Consider the following 17364-nt stretch of genomic DNA (forward strand, 5'->3'; position numbering starts at 1 on the left):
GGGCGTCCGGTGGGGCCGCGTCGCACCGAGCGCCACGCCGGTGCGGATCAGCCGTCGCGCACCGTGGTGAGGTCGGCCAGCCCGGAGATGGTCAGCAGCGGCCCCAGCAGCGGGTTGACCACCAGCGCGACGTGCTCGGCGTGCGGGAACAGCACGGCCAGGCCGGCGCTGTCCAGGTATTCCACCTTGGTCAGGTCCACCACGAGCGGGTCGCCGTCGGGGCGTACCGCGTCGTCCAGCGCGGCGCCGAAGTCGGCCGCGTTGCTCATGTCGATCTCACCGACCGCGGTCAGCACGCGGCCGCCTTCGGGGCCGTCGCTTGTGGTGAGCGTCAGGGCCGTGCTCATCGGATGATCCTTGCCTGCATGTCGACGGTGGTGCCGGTGGTGCCCGGCGTCACGGTGATGCTGTCCATGAGAGCACGCATCAGCACGAGCCCTCGACCCCGGCTCGGGTCCGGCGGGCGGTTCTGGTCGCGCCAGTGCCCGCTGTCGGTGACGCTCACCCGCAACGCGTCGGCGGTCGCCGCGGCGCGCAGTCGGATCCGCCCGCCGGGCCGGTCCCGGTGGCCGTGCTCGATGGCGTTGGCGCACGCCTCGCCGGCGGCCACCAGGACGTTGTAGGAGTGCGTCGGCGTCAGGCCGCACCGGTCGAGCCACCCGCGCAGCGCGGTGCGGACCTCGGCCAGACGCGACGACTCGGCGGGGAAGTCCAGCTCCAGCGGCCCGGGGTGGCGGTAGAGCAGGAGGGCGACGTCGTCGTCGTACCCGCCGTCCGGGGCGAGCCGGGCCATCACCTCGCTGGCCAGGTCGTCGATCGGGGTGGACCGACCCTCCTGGATGGTCGCGGTGGCCCGGTCGATACCGGCGGTCAACGGCTGCCGTCGGCGCTCGACGAGGCCGTCGGTGTAGAGCATCAGCGTGGCCCGTGCCGGCACGGTGACCTCCGCCTCCGGGCGGTCGCGGCCGGCGCGGACCGCGAGCGGCCGGGACCGGCCCTGGTCGAGCAGCGCGATCGTGCCGTCGGGATGCGCCACGACGGCCGGCGGGTGCCCGGCGCTGGAGTAGACCAGCCGGCCGGTGGCCGGGTCGAGCACCCCGCAGAAGACCGTGGCGCACTGCGCGCCCGGCAGCAGCGCGGCGAACCGGTCCAGCGCCACCAGCGTCCGGGCCGGGCTGGCGTCCTGGAGCAGCAGCGCGCGGCAGGCGCTGCGTAGCTGCCCCATCACGGTGGCGGCCCGTAGTCCGTGCCCCACGCAGTCGCCGACCACGATGCCGATCCGCCCGTCCGGCAGCTCGACCGTGTCGTACCAGTCGCCGCCGACCTTGAGCGGAAGCGTGGCGGGGGCGTAGCGCACCGCGAAGCCGGCGGGCAGTTGGGCCGGGCCGAGGATCGCCCGTTGCAGGGCCAGCGCGGTCTCGCGCTGCTGGTCGATCTGGTGCACCCGGTGCAGCCCCTGGGCGACGTGGCCGGCGAGCAGGGCCAGCAGGGTCTGGTCCTGCTCGGTGAAGGGTCGCTTCTCGCCCAGGTCGATCCAGATCGCCATGGTGCCGTGCGGGTGTTCGACCGTGATCCCGGCGCCGTGCGCCCGCGTCGCCACCGGCGTCAGCAGCGGTGTGTCCCGCAGCGCGACGAGTGCCTGGCGACGCGCGTCCGGCAGCGAGTCCCAGCGCAGCAGCGGGTCGGTCGCGGTGACGTCCGGGGCGGGGGAGTCGCCGAACACGGCGGTGAGCACGCCGGCGGCCCGCCACAGCTTGCGCATCTCGTCCAGCACCCCGCGCAGGGCGTCGGCGAGGTCCTCCGCCTGGGACAGGCGCATGCTGAGGCCGGCCAGCGCGGTCTCCCGCTGCACCGCGTAGTGCTCGGCGGTCACGTCGCGGAACGTCCCCACGATCACCCGGCGCCCGGTGTCCGGGTCGTCGACCTGGTTGAACGCGGCCGCGATCCAGAGCCGGTGGCCGTCGCGGTGGGTCACCGGCACGGTGTAGCTGCCCTGGGTCTGGCCGAGCAGCGCCGAGAACGCCGCGGACACCTGCCGGTGCGCCTCGGGTTCGGCCTCCGGATCCGGCCACCACGGCTGCACCGGCGGATAGGGGAGGTCCTCGGGGCCGTAGCCGAGAATGTCGGTGAACGCCGCGTTGATCTCGACGACAGCTCCGTCGGAATCGCAGACGAAGAACGCCTCCTGCAACGAGTCGATCAGCGCGGTACGCCACCGGGCGTGGTGGTTGCGCAGCCGGGCCAGCTCCACGTTGGCCCGCACCCGGGCCAGCAGCTCGGCGGCCGGGAACGGTTTGACCAGGTAGTCGTCGGCGCCGGCCTCCAACCCCTCGATCGAGGCCTCCTGCCCGGCGCGGGCGGACAGCAGCAGCACCGGCGTGCCGGCCGTGCGCGGGTCGGCGCGCAGCGCGGCCACCAGGCGCAGTCCGTCGAGCCGGGGCATCATCACGTCGCTGACCACCAGGTCGGGCGGGCGCGTACGGGCGGCCTCCAGCGCCTCCTGCCCGTCGGTGACCGCCTGCACCCGGTGCCCGGCGGAGCGCAGCAGGCGGGTGAGGTATTCCCGCATGTCGGCGTTGTCGTCGGCGACCAGGACCCGGGCTGCGACCTGTCCCGGCAGGGCCGGCCTCGGCCCGTCGACGGGCACCGGGTCCTCCGGGACCATCTCGGTGCCCGGATCGGCCGGCAGCCAGCGCAGCGCCTCCTGCACGAACGGCTCGGCGGAGCCCGCGGACCGGCCCGAGCCGGCCGGGGCGACCGCGTCGGCGGGCAGGTGCGCGACGCCGAACGGCAGCCGGACCGTGAACTCGGTGCCCCGGCCGGGCGCGCTGGCGGCGGTGATGGTGCCGCCGTGCAGCCCGATCAGCTCCTTGACCAGCGCCAGGCCGATCCCGCTGCCCTCGTCGGAGCGGGACCTGGCGTTCTCGATCCGGTGGAACCGCTCGAACAGCCGGGGCATCTCGTCCTCGGCCACGCCGATGCCGGTGTCGGCCACCCGCAGGACGGCCTGCCCGTCCTCGACCCGTAGGAGCACCCGGACGGTGCCGTCGAAGGTGAACTTCAACGCGTTGCTGAGCAGGTTGAGCACCACCTTCTCCCACATCGCCGGGTCGATGTGGACCGGCTGGGGCAGCGGCGGGCAGTCGACCTCGAAGGCGAGGCCGGCACGTTCGATCGCGGAGCGGAAGACGCTGGCCAGGTCGGCGGTGACCGCGCCCAGCTCCACCGGCTGGAAGCGGGCCCGCATCCGGCCCGCCTCGAGGCGGGAGAAGTCGAGCAGGCTGTTGACCAGCCTGCCCAGGCGCAGCCCGTTGCGGCGGACGACCTCCAACTCCTCGCGGACCTGGTCGTCGGCGTCCCGCAGCCGGCCCCGCAGCTCGTCCACCGGCCCCATGATCAGGGTCAGCGGGGTGCGGAACTCGTGGCTGATGTTGGAGAAGAACGCGGTCTTGGCCCGGTCCAGCTCGGCGAGTTCCTCGGCCCGCCGCTGCTGGGCCTGGTAGCTGCGGGCGCTCGCGATCCCGGTCGCCACGTGCCCGGCGGTCAGTTCCACGAACCCGCGGTAGCCGTCGTCCAGCGCCCGGTAGCGGTTGAGCCCGGCCACCAGGAACCCGTAGGGCGAGCCGCCCTGCTGACGCAGCGGCACCAGCAGCGCCTCGGTCGGCGGGTCCGGCCAGCCGCCCGTCGGCAGGTCGGCGAGCCCGTCGCCGTCCAGCGGCACCAGGACCGACTCGCCCTCGGTCAGGGCGCGCGCCGGCCACCGGGCCACCGTGTCGTCGGGTGACAGCGTCGCCGGAGCCGCCGGGTGGCCGACGGCGAGGCCCGTCGCCTCCGCCAGTCGCGCGTCACCGTCGTCACCGAACAGGTACGTCAACGTGAACGGCAGATCCCACGGGTTGCGCCCGAGCTGGCGGGCGGCGAAGGCGAGCGTCTCCTGCTCGGTGCGGATCACGCTCGGGTCCGAGCCGAGGTCGCGCAGGGTGGCCATCCGCCGCTCGCCGATGACCCGCTCGGTTTCCTCGCTGACCACGCAGAGCATCCCGACCAGGGCGCCGTCGTCGTCGCGGAGTGGGCTGTAGGAGAAGGTGTGGTAGGTCTCCTCCCGGTAGCCGGAGCGCTCCAGGAACAGCAGCAGCCCCTCGTCCCAGGTCGCCTCGCCGGTGCGCAGCACGGTGTCGATGCGGGGGCCGATGTCGTCCCAGATCTCCGCCCACACCTGGTTGGCCGGCCGGCCCAGCGCCCACGGGTACTTGCGGCCGAGGGTGTCGCGCCGGTAGGCGCCGTTGCAGAAGAAGGTCAGCTCGGGGCCCCAGGCCATCCACATCGGGAAGCGGGAGGAGAGCAGGATGCGCACCGCGGTCCGCAGGCTCTGCGGCCAGCCGTCGGGCGGCCCGAGGGGATGCGTCGACCAGTCGACGCGCGCCAGCTCCGGGCCGATCTCAGCGTCGACGGCGAACACGTCGGCACGTGTCCGCGGGTCGGTGCCTGCGCCGGTCATCGCCAGAGTCTCCCTCACCGCATCGGATCCCGCTCGTCCAGGTGGTGGCGCTACCCGGTGGGCAGAAGCGGACCCGATCGGCGTTCCGCCGCTCGAACGGCCTCCCGCGTAGCTCTCCGCGGTCGTCTTGCCCCGAAGAGGTCCCGGCCATGCGGCTGGTCGACGTCGGGCACGCCACAGTCGCGGGGACCGGTCGGACACAGCGAAGGCAGGGAGTGATCTCCCTGCCACCTCTAACGTATATCGCCCCCGGGGGCTTGTGGCAAGACCCGGGTGGTGCCGCAGAATCGTCGCCCGGACGCGGTTCGAGCTGGGAAAACGGGGGCAGACGATGGTTGGACGGTACGTGGTGGGGTTCGACGAGGTCGACGAGACGCAGCTCGCGCTCGTCGGCGGCAAGGGCGCCCACCTGGGGGCGCTGTCCCGCACCGACGGCGTGGGCGTGCCGGCCGGCTTCTGCGTGACCACCGACGCCTTCGGGCAGGCCGTCGCGGGTGTACCGGAGTGGGGTGAGCGCCTCGACCGGCTCTCCCGCCTGACGCCCGCCGACCGGGAGGCGATCGCCGCGGTCGGCGCGGAGATCCGCCGCGCGGTCGAGGAGACGGCCGTCCCCGACGACGTCGCGGCGGCGATCACCGGCGCGCTGGGCGACCTCGGCGTGGACGGCGCCTACGCGGTCCGCTCCAGCGCCACCGCGGAGGACCTGCCCACCGCCTCGTTCGCCGGCCAGCAGGACAGCTACCTGAACGTGGTCGGCCCGGCCGCCGTCCTCACCCACGTCGGCCGGTGCTGGGCGTCGTTGTTCACCGAGCGGGCGGTGACCTACCGTCTCCGCAACGGCATCGACCACCGGGCCGTGCGGATGGCCGTGGTGGTGCAGCGGATGGTCCTTCCCGAGGCCGCCGGGGTCCTCTTCACCGCCGACCCGGTCACCGGCAACCGGACGGTCGCGTCGGTGGACGCCGGCTTCGGGCTCGGCGAGGCGCTGGTCGCCGGCCACGTGCGCCCGGACGTGTTCACGGTCCGCGACGACACGCTCCGCACCCGGACGATCGCGGCCAAGCGGGTGGCCGTGCTCGCCGTGCCGGGCGGCGGGACACGGGTGGTGCCCGTCGACCCGGCCCGCCAGGAGCAGCCGGCGCTCACCGACGCGCAGGTGCTGCGGCTGGTCCGGCTCGGCCGGCGGATCGAGGCCCGGTTCGGCCGCCCGCAGGACGTCGAGTGGGCCCTCGTCGACGGCGACTTCCAGATCCTGCAGAGCCGGCCGATCACCACGCTGTTCCCGGTGCCGGCGGTCGACGACGGGCAGAGGCACGTCTACCTGTCCGTCGGGCACCAGCAGATGATGACCGACGCGATGCGGCCGCTGGGCCTGTCGATGTGGCGGCGGACCGCCATGGCGCCCATGCACTCCGCCGGCGGTCGGCTCTTCGTCGACGCCACCCCGCGCCTGACCGACCCGGCCGGCCGCGCCGCCTTCCTGGACCTGATGACGCGCTCCGACCCGCTGACCCGCGACGCGCTGGAGACGATCCTGGAGCGCGGCGACGTCGTGCCGACGCTGCCGGACGCCGCTCCCGCCGGCCCGCCGACCGGCCTCCCGCCGGCGACGATCGAGACGGATCCGGCCATCGTCACCGCGCTGATCGAGGGCAGCCAGGACAGCATCGCGGCGCTGCGGCACGACGTCCGGACCCGGTCCGGTCCGGCGCTGTTCGACTTCCTGGTCGAGGCGTTCGAGGAGCACAAGCGGGTCCTCACCGACCCGGTCAGCATCCAGGCGATCATGGCCGGGATGGAGGCCACCTGGTGGCTCAACGACAAGCTGGCCGAGTGGTTGGGTGAGCGGAACGCCGCCGACACGTTGACGCTCTCCGCTCCCGGCAACGTGACCTCGGAGATGGGGCTGGCGCTGCTCGACGTCGCCGACGTGATCCGACCGCACCCGGAGGTGGTGGCGTTCCTGCGCGAGGTCGGCGATCACGACGACTTCCTCGACGAGCTGCCGAAGCTGCCCGGCGGCGCCGAGGCGCGCGCCGCGATCGAGGACTACCTCGGCCGCTACGGCATGCGGTGCGTCGGCGAGATCGACATCACCCGGCCCCGCTGGTGCGAGCAGCCAACCGCCCTCGTCCCGCTGATCCTCGACCACGTCCGCACCTTCGCCCCCGGCGAGGCCCGCCGGCGCTTCGAACAGGGACGGCAGACCGCGCAGCGCACCGCCGAGGAGGTGCTGGCCCGGTTGCGGGCGCTGCCGGACGGCGACCGTAGGGCCGACGAGACCCGACGCGTGATCGACCGGGTGCGCACCTTCATCGGCTACCGGGAGTATCCGAAGTACGACATCGTCAGCCGCTACCTCGTCTACCGGCAGGCATTGACGGCGGAGGCCGACCGGCTCGTCCGGGCCGGCGTGCTCGCCGAGCGGGAGGACGCCTACTTCCTGACCTTCGACGAGTTTCGCGACGCGGCGCGCACGCACCGGGTGGACGCGCGGCTCGTCCACGAGCGCCGCGACGCCTACCGGTGGCACCGGACGCTGACGCCCCCGCGCGTGCTCACCTCCGACGGCGAGGCGCTCGCCGGGGCGTACCGGCGCGACGACGTGCCGAGTGGCGCCCTGGTCGGGCTGCCGGTGTCGCACGGGACCGTGGAGGGGCGGGCCCGGGTCGTGCGGGATCTGGCCGTGGCCGACCTGGCACCGGGCGACATCCTCGTCACCGCTCACACCGATCCCAGCTGGACGCCCCTGTTCGTGGCCGTCGCCGGCCTGGTGACGGAGGTGGGCGGGCAGATGACCCACGGCGCGGTGATCGCCCGGGAGTACGGCCTGCCGGCCGTGGTGAACGTGCCGGACGCCACCCGGCTGATCGCCGACGGCCGGCGGATCCGGGTGCACGGCTCCGCCGGCTACGTCGAGTTGCTGTCCTGACCCCGGGCGGGAGCGGCGGCCGGGCCGGCTCAGCGGTAGCCGGCGGCCACGACGTTGGCCTGCACGGCGTTCTCGGTGGCGTCCGAGGGGTAGCCGGCCACCATCGCGCCCTCGTAGAACGTGCCGACGCTCTGTTCCGGTTGTCGATGCAGCAGTCGCCGCCGCTGCCCAGGATGATCGCGCCCTGCTTCCGCATCGGGCTGTAGCCGCGGGGCAGCGACCCGTCGTAGAGCGTGTAGAGGCCGCCGGACTGCGCGTTTTGCCCTTGATGGCGAAGCGCGAGGTGCCGTTGTCCTTCAGGGTGGCGGTGACGAACTTGCTGGTGAAGGCGCGCTGGTTCGGGTTCCACGCCGAGCTGCCACCGGGGTAGAGACCATATTCGAGGTCGGCCTGCACCCAGGGCCCGGTGCCGGAGCAGCCGCCGAACCAGCAACTGGTGCCGAAGTAGATCGCGTCCATCGCCCCGGCCCCGTCGGCCCGCCGGGTGGTCTCGCTGTTGCCGTAGTCGAAGCAGCAGCCGCTGTTGACGTGGGTGCCGCTGGTCACCATGTGCATGCCCTCGGGCGCGCTGCCGGTGGGCACGCCGGTCAGGTGACCGTCCCGCCAGTAGCTGCTGTTGCCGGGGATGAACAGCGAGTACGCCTTCGCGCCCCCGACCGTGACCGACTCCCGGTTCGCCACCGCCGGCTGCACCGCGCCACCGATGCCGCCGGACCCCTGGTAGCCGAGGTTGTTGCCCCGGGTCGTCTGGTCGTAGATCCAGGTGATGACGCATGTGGTGTTGGCCGCCGCCTCGCCGCGGTGCCGATGGTGTCCGCCCGGCGACGTCCGGTAGGCGCAGCGATGTCGCGGATGTTATCGCTAACATCAAACGGCGTAAATAGCTGCGCGGGTCCTGGGCGGGTCCCGGGTGGCTCCGGAAAGCTGTCGTTCGGCGGAAGAAATGGCCGTTGAGAGCGCTTCTGACGGCCTCGGGGCCGCCGGGGCTGCATCGTCGCCCGGGGTGGGGCGGAAAGATCGAACGTCGGCACCTAGATGCATCGATTGTTGTCGCTAACACGAGGGCGCTCGGTGCCGATCGGCCGAGATCGTGGCACCGCGCGACGATCTTCGACGGAGGGTGGTCGGGCCGGTCCCGGCGCGGGCGTCGGCGGGCGCCCGGATCCGCCGGCCCTCGTTACGCAGCCGTTGCCCGCAGGTGTCTTGACGGATGTATATGTGAGCGCTAACACTAACTCCGTGACACGGGAGAGGTGCAGATGAGCGAGGTGGAGGGACCCGACCGTTACGTGGTCGGGGTCGATTTCGGCACGTTGTCCGGCCGGGCGCTCGTGGTGCGGGTCCGCGACGGCGTCGAGGTCGGCACCGCGGTGCACGAGTACCGGCACGGGGTGATCGAGACGGCCCTGCCCGACGGCGGCCCGTCGCTGCCGCCGGACTGGGCGTTGCAGGACCCCGACGACTACCGCGACGTGCTGCGCGAGGCTGTGCCCGCCGCGCTGGTCGCGGCCGGGGTGGACCCGTCCCGGGTGATCGGGATCGGCACCGACTTCACCGCCTGCACCGTGCTGCCCACGCTCGCCGACGGCACCCCGCTGTGCGAGGTTCCGGAGCTGCGCCGTCGGCCGCACGCCTGGGTCAAGCTGTGGAAGCACCACGCCGCCCAGCCGCAGGCCGACCGGATCAACGCGCTGGCGCACGAGCGCGGCGAACCGTGGATCGGCCGCTACGGCGGCAAGATCTCCGCCGAGTGGCAGTTCGCCAAGGGCCTGCAGATGCTCACCGAGGACCCCGAGGTCTACCGGCGGGCCGAGCGCTTCGTCGAGGCCGCCGACTGGATCGTCCGGGAGCTGTGCGGCGCCGAGACGCGCAACGCCTGCACCGCCGGATACAAGGGCATCTACCAGGACGGCAGCTATCCGTCGGCCGACTACCTGGCGGCGCTCGACCCCGGCTTCACCGACTTCGTCGCCAAGCTGGACGGCCCGCTGCTGCCGTTGGGCGCCCGCGCCGGCACGCTCGGCGCCCGCGCCGCGGCCTGGACCGGGTTGCCCGAGGGGATCGCGGTCGCGGTCGGCAACGTCGACGCGCACGTCACCGCGGCGGCCGCCCAGGCGCTGCGCCCGGGGCGGCTGGTGGCGATCATGGGCACCTCCACCTGCCACGTGCTCAACGGCACCCACCCCGCCGAGGTGCCCGGCATGTGCGGCGTGGTCGACGGCGGCATCAGCCCCGGCGCCTGGGGCTACGAGGCCGGGCAGAGCGGTGTCGGCGACATCTTCGGCTGGTTCGTGCGGCACGCGGCGCCGGCCGGCCTCGACTCGCACGAGCGGCTCACCGAGCTGGCCGCCGCCCAGCCGGTCGGCGCGCACGGCCTGGTGGCGCTGGACTGGTGGAACGGCAACCGCTCCCTGCTGGTCAACCACGACCTCAGCGGGCTGGTCGTCGGGCTGACGCTGGCCACCCGGCCGGCAGACGTCTACCGCGCGCTGCTGGAGGCCACCGCGTACGGCACCCGGATGATCGTCGAGGCGTTCGCCGAAGCGGGCGTGCCGGTCGACGACCTGGTGGTGGCCGGCGGGCTGACCTCCAACCGGCTGCTGATGCAGATCTACGCCGACGTCACCGACCGGCCACTGGGCATCATCGGCTCGGCGCAGGGCCCGGCACTCGGCTCGGCCATCCACGCGGCCGTCGCCGCCGGGGCCTACCCGACGGTGCACGAGGCGTCGGCGGCCATGGGGCGGGTGGACGAGGGCGTCTACCGGCCGATCCCGGAGAACGTGCGGGCGTACGACGCGCTCTACGCCGAGTACCGCGCGCTGCACGACCACTTCGGTCGCGGCGCGAACGACGTCATGCTGCGCCTGCGCGCGATCCGCAACGCGGCGGTGGACGCCACGACGCCGGCGGACCCGGCCCTGGAGGTTGTCGGATGAGCACCGAGATCGCTGCGCTGCGCGCGACCGTCGCCCGCCTGCACCATGAGCTGACCCGCAACAACCTGGTGGCCTGGACCGCCGGCAACGTCTCGGCGCGCGTCCCCGGGCAGGACCTGATGGTGATCAAGCCGAGCGGGGTGGACTACGACGACCTGAACGCCGACACCATGGTGGTCTGCGACCTGAACGGCGCGGTGGTCGACGGCGGCCGTTCGCCGTCCAGCGACACCGCCGCGCACGCCTACGTCTACCGGGCGATGCCCGAGGTCGGCGGCGTCGTGCACACGCACAGCGGCTACGCCACCGCCTGGTCGGCCCGCGGCGAGGCGATCCCGTGCTGGCTGACCGCGCAGGCCGACGAGTTCGGTGGCGAGATCCCGGTCGGGCCGTTCGCGCTGATCGGCGGCGACGACATCGGCAAGGGCATCGTCGGCACGCTGTCCGGGCACCGCTCGCCGGCGGTGCTCATGCGCAACCACGGCGTGTTCACCATCGGCAGGGACGCCCGCGCGGCGGTCAAGGCCGCGGTGATGTGCGAGGACGTCGCGCGCACCGCGCACCTGGCCCGCGCGCTCGGGCAACCGCTGCCGATCGCGCCGGCCGACGTCGACGCGCTGCACGACCGCTACCAGAACGTGTACGGCCAACGCCCGTCGAGCGGCTGACACCGACCAGCACCACCTCATTCCCACCACCACAGCCGGTCGCCCCGGCCCCGCCGGTCGCGCGCCCGGATCACCCCACCCCGAGGAGATTCGATGAGAACCAGGAGTACGGCACGGACGGTCGTCGCGGCCCTGGCCGGCGTGTTGCTCGCCGCCAGCATGGCCGCCTGCGGCAACAGCGACACCGGCGGCGACTCCGGCGGCGGCGGCAACGACAAGCTCGTCCTGGGTTTCTCCCAGGTCGGCGCGGAGAGCGGCTGGCGGACCGCCAACACCACCTCGATCAAGGAGGCGGCGGGCGAGGCCGGCATCGAGCTGAAGTTCGACGACGCCCAGCAGAAGCAGGAGAACCAGATCAAGGCGATCCGGAACTTCATCCAGCAGAAGGTCGACGTGATCGCCTTCTCACCGGTGGTGGAGTCCGGCTGGGACACCGTGCTCAAGGAGGCCAAGGACGCCAAGATCCCGGTCATCCTGACCGACCGCGCGGTCGACTCCGCCGACAAGTCGCTCTACAAGACGTTCCTCGGCTCCGACTTCAAGAAGGAGGGTCGGCTCGCCGGTGAGTGGCTGGTGGAGCAGAAGAAGGCGGCCACCGGCCCGGTCAACATCGTCGAGTTGCAGGGCACGACCGGCTCCGCCCCGGCGAACGACCGCAAGGCGGGCTTCGGCGAGGCGATCGCGGCAAACCCCAACCTGAAGATCATCGCGTCCCAGTCGGGTGACTTCACCCGCGCCGGCGGCAAGCAGGTGATGGAGCAGTTCCTCAAGGCCAACCCCAAGATCGACGTGCTCTTCGCACACAACGACGACATGGGGCTCGGCGCGCTCGAGGCGATCACCGCGGCCGGCAAGGTGCCGGGCAAGGACATCACCATCATCACCGTCGACGCGGTGAAGGACGGCATGCAGGCCCTCGCGGACGGCAAGTTCAACTTCATCGCGGAGTGCAGCCCGCTGCTCGGGCCACAGCTGATGGACTTCGCGAAGAAGGTCAAGGCCGGCGAGGAGGTGCCGGCCCGGATCGAGACCGAGGAGACCACCTTCACGCAGGAGACGGCCAAGGAGGCCCTGCCCAACCGCAAGTACTGACCCGCACCGGGGGTCGCCGTCGCACCGACGGCGGCCCCCGTGCCACCACCGCTCAAGAAGAGGTCCGATGGGATGACGGGTGACCGTCCGGTCCTGACCATGACCGGAATCAGCAAGACCTTCCCCGGGGCCCGCGCGCTGCACGACGTCGACTTCCGGTTGTTCCCGGGCGAGGTCCACGCCCTGATGGGCGAGAACGGCGCCGGCAAGTCCACCCTGATCAAGGTGTTGACCGGTGTCTACGGCACCGACGCCGGCACCGTCACGCTCGACGGCGAGCAGGTGTCCTTCACCGGGCCGATGCAGGCCGCCGAGGCCGGCGTGAGCACCGTCTACCAGGAGGTCAACCTCTGCACCAACCTGTCGGTGGCGGAGAACATCTTCATCGGCCGGGAACCGCGCCGGCTCGGCGCGGTGCGCTGGGGCGAGATGCGCCGGCGGGCGCGCGACCTGCTGGGCCGCCTCGACCTCGACCTCGACGTGAGCGCCCAGCTCGGCACGTACTCGTTGGCGGTGCAGCAGATGGTCGCCATCGCCCGGGCCATCGACGTCCGGGCCCGCGTGCTCATCCTGGACGAGCCGACGTCCAGCCTGGACGCCGGTGAGGTCGCACAGCTGTTCCGGATCATGCGGCAGTTGCGCGACGAGGGGATCGCGATCCTGTTCGTCACCCACTTCCTCGACCAGGTCTACGGCATCGCCGACCGCATCACCGTGCTGCGCAACGGCACGCTCGTGGGGGAGTACCGCACCGAGGAGCTGCCGCAGTTCAGCCTGGTCGAGAAGATGATCGGTCAGGAGCTGGACGTCCTGGAGCGGCTGGACGAGCAGCAGAAGCGGGCCACGGTCGCCGCGGACGGGCGCCCCGCGCTGGTGGATGCCGACCAGCTCGGCCGGCGCGGCGCGGTCGCCCCGTTCAGCATGCGCATCCACGCCGGCGAGGTGGTCGGCCTGGCCGGCCTGCTCGGCTCCGGCCGCACCGAGGTGGCCCGGCTGATCTTCGGCGCGGACCGCGCCGACCACGGCCAGGTCCGCACCGACGGCGGCCGCTCGCCGCTACGCACCCCGATCCAGGCCATCGACCAGGGCATCGGCTTCTGCTCGGAGAACCGTCGCGCGGAGGGCATCGTCGGTGAGCTGTCGGTGCGGGAGAACATGATCCTGGCGATGCAGGCCGCGCGCGGCTGGCTGCGCCCGATCCCGCGCCGACGCCAGGACGAGCTGGTGCAGAAGTACGTCGACGCGCTGAGCATCCGGCCGGCCAACCCGGAGCTGCCGGTGCGCAACCTCTCCGGCGGCAACCAGCAGAAGGTGCTGCTGGCGCGCTGGCTCATCACCGAGCCGCGCCTGCTGATCCTCGACGAGCCCACCCGCGGCATCGACGTCGGCGCCAAGGCCGAGATCCAGAAGCTGGTGGTGCAGCTCTCCGACGGCGGCATGGCGGTGCTGTTCATCTCCGCCGAGCTGGAGGAGGTGCTGCGCCTGAGCCACCGGGTCGCGGTCATGCGCGACCGCGAGATGGTCGCCCAACTCGACAACGACGACACGCTCGACGCGGACCGCGTCATGCGCACCATCGCGAGCGGAACCCCCCGGGAGGAGGTGACCCGATGAACACCGTCGCCGACCGCCTCCGCCCGCTGGCCGGGCACCGGCTGTTCTGGCCGGCCCTGGTGCTCGTGGCGATGCTCGCCGCGAACACCGTCTACCGGCCCGGCTTCCTCGCCGTCGAGGTCAAGAACGGCCACCTGTACGGCACGCCGGTCGACATCCTCCGGCTGAGCGCGCCGCTGATCCTGGTCGCCCTCGGCATGACCCTGGTCATCGCCACCGGCGGCATCGACCTGTCGGTCGGCTCGCTCTGCGCCATCAGCGGCGCGATCGCCTGCCTGCACATCAGCGGCGCGGCCGACCAGAACAGCCCGTCCACCGTGCTCACCGCGCTGGCCCTGGCCTTCGGGGCCGCGCTCGTGCTCGGGGCGTGGAACGGCGTGCTGGTCTCGGTCATCGGCATCCAGCCCATCATCGCCACGCTGATCCTCATGGTGGCCGGCCGGGGGATCGCCCAGCTCGTCACCGAGGGGCAGATCATCACCATCAACTCCGGGCCGTACCGGGCGATCGGGCTGGGGAGCTTCCTGACGCTGCCGCTGGCCATCCTGATCGCGCTGGCCGCCGCGCTGCTGGTGGCCGCGTTCACCCGGCGTACCGCGCTCGGGCTGATCGTCGCGTCGGTCGGCGGCAACGCCGAGGCGAGCCGGCTGGCCGGCATCCGGTCGCGGCGGGTCGTCCTCCTCGTCTACGTGGTCAGCGCCGCGTGCGCCGCGCTGGCCGGCTTCATGGTCACCGCGAACGTGTCGAGCGCCGACGGCAACGCGGCCGGACTGTGGATCGAACTCGACGCGATCCTCGCGGTGGTGATCGGCGGCACGTCACTGGCCGGCGGCCGGTTCTCACTCAGCGGCACGGTCCTCGGCGCGTTGATCATCCAGACCCTGACCACCACGGTCTACGCCATGAACATCTCGCCGCAGACGTCGTTGCTGTTCAAGGCCGTCGTCGTGATCGCCGTCTGCCTGGTGCAGGCGCCGGCGTTCCGGGCCCGGATCCGTCTGCGCCGGCGCGGCGTCGAGCCCGGCCCGGCGGCGCCGCAGCGGGAGAAGGAGCAGGTCCCGGCATGAGCAGCACGTCGTTGTCCGCCGTCCGGTCCTGGCGGCCCAGCCTGCCCCGGCGGCACGTCCCGGTGCTCGCGACGCTGGCGTTGCTGCTGGTCATGTACGGCATCGGCGTCTCGCAGTACCGCGCGTTCTCCAACGTGCAGGTCGTCTTCAACGTCTTCATCGACAACGGCTTCCTGCTGGTGGTCGCGGTCGGCATGACGTTCGTGATCCTCACCGGCGGCATCGACCTGTCCGTCGGCTCGGTGGTCGCGATGACCGCGATGGTGTCGGCCGCCCTGCTCCGCGACGGCCTGCCCGCCGCGCTGGTGCTCGTCATCGCGCTGCTCATCGGCCCGACGCTCGGGTTCCTGATGGGCTGCGCGATCCATTTCTTCGAGATCCAGCCGTTCATCGTCACGCTCGCCGGGATGTTCTTCGCGCGCGGAATGTGCACGTTCATCAGCGACTCCTCCATCTCCATCACGGACGGTTTCTGGACCGGCATGTCCCAGGAGCGCATCGGCAACCCGGCCGGCAACTTCGTGTCGATAAGCGTGCTGATCGCGTTCGCGGTGGTCCTGGTGGCCGCGTACGTGCTGGCGTACACCCGGTTCGGCCGCAACGTGTACGCGGTCGGCGGCAACGCGCAGTCGGCGCTGCTGATGGGCCTGCCGGTCGCGCGGACCCGGATCGCCGTCTACACGATCAGCGGCTTGTGCTCGGCGATCGGCGGCATCCTGCTGTCGTTCTACACGCTCTCCGGCGCGCCGCTGATCGCCGTCGGGATGGAACTGGACGTGATCGCCGCGGTCGTCATCGGTGGCACGGTGCTCACCGGCGGCTCGGGCTACATCTTCGGCACCGTGCTCGGCGTGCTGGTGCTGGGCGTGATCCAGACGCTCATCACGTTCGACGGCAGCCTCAACTCCTGGTGGACCAAGATCGTGATCGGCGGGCTGCTCTTCGCGTTCATCCTCCTCCAGCGCCTCATCGGCATCCGGTTCAAGTGACGGCTCCTAGCGCGGAAGGCAACAACATGGCACCTCATCCCCAGCCCGAGGTCTGGTTCCTCACCGGTAGCCAGGGTCTCTACGGCGAGGACACCCTGCGGCAGGTCGCCGACCAGTCCCGGCAGCTCGCCGCCCGGCTGGACGAGTCGTCGGACATCCCGGTGCGCGTGGTCTGGAAGCCGGTCCTGACCTCCAGCACGGACATCCTCGCGGCCTGCCGGGACGCGGCCGTGCAGGGCGCGGTCGGGGTGATCGCCTGGATGCACACGTTCTCGCCGGCCAAGATGTGGATCGCCGGCCTGGACGCGTTGCAGACGCCGCTGCTGCACCTGCACACCCAGGCGAACGTGGCGCTGCCGTGGGACACCATCGACATGGACTTCATGAACCTGAACCAGGCCGCGCACGGCGACCGCGAGTTCGGGTACATCCAGACCCGCCTGGGGGTGGCCCGCAAGACCGTCGCCGGTCACGTCACCGACCCGCGGGTGGTCTCCCGGGTGGCGGCCTGGGCCCGCGCGGCCATCGGCTGGTCCTCGGTGCGGACGTTGCGGCTGGCCCGCTTCGGCGACAACATGCGCGACGTCGCCGTCACCGAGGGGGACAAGGTCGAGGCGGAGCTGCGCTTCGGCGTCTCGGTCAACACCTACGGCGTGAACGACCTGGTCGAGGTGGTCGACCAGGTCGCCGAGGCGCAGGTGGACGACCTGGTGAAGGAGTACGACGACACCTACCGGCTGGACGCCGCGCTGCGCGCCGGTGGTGACCGGCACGACTCGCTGCGCTACGCCGCCCGCCAGGAGTTGGGGCTGCGCGCGTTCCTGGACGACGGCGGGTTCCGCGCGTTCACCACCAACTTCGAGGACCTGGGCGGGCTGCGCCAGCTCCCCGGCATCGCGGTGCAGCGACTGATGGCCGACGGGTACGGCTTCGGCGGCGAGGGCGACTGGAAGACCTCGGTGCTGGTGCGCACGCTGAAGGCGATGGCGGTCGGCGTCGCGGGCGGCACGTCCTTCATGGAGGACTACACCTACGACCTGACGTTCGGCCACGAGCTGGTCCTCGGCGCGCACATGCTGGAGGTGTGCCCGAGCATCGCCGCCGACGTGCCGACCGCGGAGGTGCACCCGCTGGGCATCGGCGGGCGGGAGGACCCGGTCCGGCTGGTCTTCGACGCGGCGGCCGGCCCGGCGGTGGTGCTCGGCATGTCGGACCTGGGGGAGCGGTTCCGGCTGGTGGCCAACGTCGTCGACGTGGTGCCGCCGCCGCAGCCGTTGCGCCGGCTGCCGGTGGCCCGGGCGGTCTGGCGGCCCCGCCCCGACCTGCCCGCGTCGGCGGAGGCGTGGATCACCGCGGGCGCCCCGCACCACACCGTGCTCTCCCAGGCCGTCGGCGTCGAGGAGCTGCGCGACCTGGCCGCGATGACGCGGACCGAGCTGGCGGTCATCGACGGTGACACCGTGCCGCACCGGTTCGCCGACGAGCTGCGCTGGAACCAGGCGTACCACCGGCTCGCGCGCGGGTTCTGACCGCGCCGGGACGCTCGGCACGGGTGGCGCGCCTCG

General features: G+C 72.4%; 10 protein-coding genes and 1 pseudogene. 8 read left to right on the forward strand and 3 right to left on the reverse strand.

Annotated features, from left to right (window positions below; all coding sequences use genetic code 11):
- Positions 1-47: 47 nt before the first annotated feature.
- Together O7618_RS07070 and O7618_RS07075 are read right to left on the reverse strand one after the other, a co-directional pair.
- Positions 48-347 carry an STAS domain-containing protein gene (locus O7618_RS07070; RefSeq protein WP_278105169.1) on the reverse strand — a complete coding sequence of 100 codons (300 nt, stop codon included), beginning with the start codon at positions 345-347 and terminating at the stop codon, positions 48-50.
- Positions 344-4498: a SpoIIE family protein phosphatase gene (locus O7618_RS07075; protein ID WP_278105170.1), complete on the reverse strand. Its 4155-nt coding sequence runs from the start codon at positions 4496-4498 to the stop codon at positions 344-346. The genes O7618_RS07070 and O7618_RS07075 overlap by 4 nt, the downstream gene beginning before the upstream one ends.
- A gap of 331 nt (positions 4499-4829) precedes the next feature.
- On the opposite strand from O7618_RS07075, the gene rph reads away from it, so the two are divergent.
- Positions 4830-7430, forward strand: coding sequence for a rifamycin-inactivating phosphotransferase (gene rph / locus O7618_RS07080; RefSeq protein WP_278105171.1), 2601 nt, complete (start codon positions 4830-4832; stop codon positions 7428-7430).
- 29 nt (positions 7431-7459) lie between these two features.
- Here rph and O7618_RS07085 read toward each other — a convergent pair.
- Positions 7460-8216, reverse strand: a pseudogene (locus O7618_RS07085) (arabinofuranosidase catalytic domain-containing protein); the annotation flags it as partial.
- A 473-nt stretch (positions 8217-8689) separates the two neighbouring features.
- On the opposite strand from O7618_RS07085, the gene araB reads away from it, so the two are divergent.
- The 7 genes from araB (at position 8690) to araA (ending at position 17328) form a co-directional block, all read left to right on the forward strand.
- Positions 8690-10369: a ribulokinase gene (gene araB, locus O7618_RS07090; RefSeq protein ID WP_278105172.1), complete on the forward strand. Its 1680-nt coding sequence runs from the start codon at positions 8690-8692 to the stop codon at positions 10367-10369.
- Positions 10366-11037, forward strand: coding sequence for an L-ribulose-5-phosphate 4-epimerase (locus O7618_RS07095; RefSeq protein WP_278105173.1), 672 nt, complete (start codon positions 10366-10368; stop codon positions 11035-11037). Before araB ends, O7618_RS07095 begins: the two co-directional genes overlap by 4 nt.
- Before the next feature lie 93 nt (positions 11038-11130).
- On the forward strand, positions 11131-12129 hold the full coding sequence (locus O7618_RS07100) for an ABC transporter substrate-binding protein (RefSeq protein WP_278105174.1): 999 nt from the start codon (positions 11131-11133) through the stop codon (positions 12127-12129).
- A 72-nt stretch (positions 12130-12201) separates the two neighbouring features.
- A complete protein-coding gene (locus O7618_RS07105; RefSeq protein ID WP_278105175.1) occupies positions 12202-13743 on the forward strand; it encodes a sugar ABC transporter ATP-binding protein in 1542 nt (513 codons plus the stop codon).
- Positions 13740-14810 (forward strand): ABC transporter permease, encoded by a 1071-nt coding sequence (locus O7618_RS07110; protein WP_278105176.1) that lies wholly within the window; start codon positions 13740-13742, stop codon positions 14808-14810. The genes O7618_RS07105 and O7618_RS07110 overlap by 4 nt, the downstream gene beginning before the upstream one ends.
- Positions 14807-15799, forward strand: coding sequence for a galactofuranose ABC transporter, permease protein YjfF (gene yjfF, locus O7618_RS07115; protein WP_278105177.1), 993 nt, complete (start codon positions 14807-14809; stop codon positions 15797-15799). The genes O7618_RS07110 and yjfF overlap by 4 nt, the downstream gene beginning before the upstream one ends.
- A gap of 26 nt (positions 15800-15825) precedes the next feature.
- Entirely contained in the window at positions 15826-17328 is a 1503-nt protein-coding gene (gene araA, locus O7618_RS07120) for an L-arabinose isomerase (RefSeq protein WP_278105178.1), read from the forward strand.
- The last annotated feature ends 36 nt before the right edge of the window (positions 17329-17364 follow it).

Origin of the sequence: Micromonospora sp. WMMD980, from assembly GCF_029626035.1 — a bacterium.
GTDB lineage: Bacteria > Actinomycetota > Actinomycetes > Mycobacteriales > Micromonosporaceae > Micromonospora.

What these genes read in the sequence shown, in the direction of transcription:
- O7618_RS07110 (WP_278105176.1), top strand. Translation starts at nt 13,740, where the DNA reads ATGAACACCGTCGCCGACCGCCTCCGCCCGCTGGCCGGGCACCGGCTG.
- O7618_RS07105 (WP_278105175.1), top strand. Translation starts at nt 12,202, where the DNA reads ATGACGGGTGACCGTCCGGTCCTGACCATGACCGGAATCAGCAAGACC.
- araA (WP_278105178.1), top strand. Translation starts at nt 15,826, where the DNA reads ATGGCACCTCATCCCCAGCCCGAGGTCTGGTTCCTCACCGGTAGCCAG.
- O7618_RS07100 (WP_278105174.1), top strand. Translation starts at nt 11,131, where the DNA reads ATGAGAACCAGGAGTACGGCACGGACGGTCGTCGCGGCCCTGGCCGGC.
- O7618_RS07070 (WP_278105169.1), bottom strand. Translation starts at nt 347, where the DNA reads ATGAGCACGGCCCTGACGCTCACCACAAGCGACGGCCCCGAAGGCGGC.
- O7618_RS07095 (WP_278105173.1), top strand. Translation starts at nt 10,366, where the DNA reads ATGAGCACCGAGATCGCTGCGCTGCGCGCGACCGTCGCCCGCCTGCAC.
- O7618_RS07075 (WP_278105170.1), bottom strand. Translation starts at nt 4,498, where the DNA reads ATGACCGGCGCAGGCACCGACCCGCGGACACGTGCCGACGTGTTCGCC.
- rph (WP_278105171.1), top strand. Translation starts at nt 4,830, where the DNA reads ATGGTTGGACGGTACGTGGTGGGGTTCGACGAGGTCGACGAGACGCAG.
- araB (WP_278105172.1), top strand. Translation starts at nt 8,690, where the DNA reads ATGAGCGAGGTGGAGGGACCCGACCGTTACGTGGTCGGGGTCGATTTC.
- yjfF (WP_278105177.1), top strand. Translation starts at nt 14,807, where the DNA reads ATGAGCAGCACGTCGTTGTCCGCCGTCCGGTCCTGGCGGCCCAGCCTG.